Below are 1,580 nucleotides of genomic sequence, written 5' to 3'. Positions count from 1 at the left end.
CCTCCTACTTTTTACTCTTTTACTTTTTTACTTTTCAACGCATTACGCAATAGTTTGGAATAGTTTTAGTAACTTTGCATATAGAGAAAACAAACTCTGAACATTGAGAGTAAAAACAAACAGCATCATGCAATACACCATAACTGCACCCCAGACAATCAACGCTACAATCGCTCTGCCGACATCGAAGAGCATCAGCAACCGCGCACTCATCATTCACGCGCTGTCGTGCGGCGACATCCTGCCGCAGAACCTCTCGGTGTGCGACGACACGGAGGTGATTATCGACGCGATGCAACGCCGACCGTACGAGATAGACATCAAGGGGGCGGGCACGGCGATGCGCTTCCTCACGGCTTACCTCGCTGCCACACCGGGCGAACACGTGCTCACGGGCACCGACCGCATGAAGCAACGCCCGATAGGCATCCTCGTAAACGCACTGCGATACCTGGGTGCCGACATCGAATACTTGGGCGAGGAGGGCTATCCACCGCTGCGCATCAAGGGACGAACGCTGGAGGGCGGATACATCGAGGTGGCGGGCAACATCAGCTCGCAGTATATCTCGGCACTGCTGATGATTGCGCCGACGCTGAAGAACGGACTGCAACTGCACATCACGGACGGTGCCATCTCGCGCCCGTATATCGACCTCACGCTGTGGATGATGCGCGAGTACGGGGCGGATGCCGACTGGAGCGACGCGGACACCATCACGGTGAACGCGAAGCCGTATGCGAGTCGCGAGTACACGATAGAGAGCGACTGGAGTGCGGCGGCTTACTGGTACGAGATGCTGGCACTGCAGGGGAACGACGAGTCGGAGGTGCGCTTCAAGGGTCTCATGGACGCGTCGCGTCAGGGCGACTCCATCGTGAAGTATATCTTCTCGCTGCTGGGCGTGAAGACGCGCTTCGTGCAGGAGGAGGGTGAGCAGTTCCCTACGGTCTGCATAAAGAGTCACCCGTGCATGCTGCCGCGTCTCGACTACGACTTCAGCAGTGTGCCCGACCTGGCGCAGCCGGTGGTGGTGACGTGCGCTCTGCGCGGCATACCGTTCCGCTTCACGGGGTTGGCTACGCTGCGCATCAAGGAGACCGACCGCATCGAGGCACTGAAGCGCGAGCTGCGCAAGTTAGGTTATGTGCTGCGCGACGAGAACGGCGACACGCTCGTCTGGGACGGCACGCGCTGCGAACCGACATTAGAGTCTATCGACACCTACGACGACCACCGCATGGCGATGGCGTTCGCACCGGCGGCGATTGTGTTCCCCGGGCTGCGCATCAACGAGCCGCAGGTGGTGACGAAGTCGTACCCACAGTACTGGGAGGACATGCAGAAGGCTGGGTTCGAGGTGAAATGATGTTGTTGTGGTGAGATGGTGAGGTGGTGAGATGTGCACACTACTTCCGTGGATTCCGCCAGGGGGTGCAGCAGTCTCTGCTGCACCAACAAAACAAGCGGTGAAGAAGCTCCCACGGAATGCACCGAATACACAGAACCTCTTGCAGAGAAGAGCCTCCCACAGACGGCACGGATGTTCACAGATGTAGGAGGGTATGGCATCCCTGCCA

1 protein-coding gene is annotated in these 1,580 nt (G+C 58.1%); it reads left to right on the top strand.

Going from position 1 to position 1,580, the window contains the following annotated elements:
• The first annotated feature begins 127 nt into the window (after positions 1-127).
• Positions 128-1,369, top strand: a complete 1,242-nt coding sequence (locus HMPREF0673_RS11365; protein WP_007902524.1) for a 3-phosphoshikimate 1-carboxyvinyltransferase — start codon at positions 128-130, stop codon at positions 1,367-1,369.
• Positions 1,370-1,580 lie beyond the last annotated feature (211 nt).

Source organism: Leyella stercorea DSM 18206, assembly GCF_000235885.1.
GTDB lineage: Bacteria > Bacteroidota > Bacteroidia > Bacteroidales > Bacteroidaceae > Prevotella > Prevotella stercorea.
This window is presented reverse-complemented; position numbering and strand designations above follow the sequence as displayed.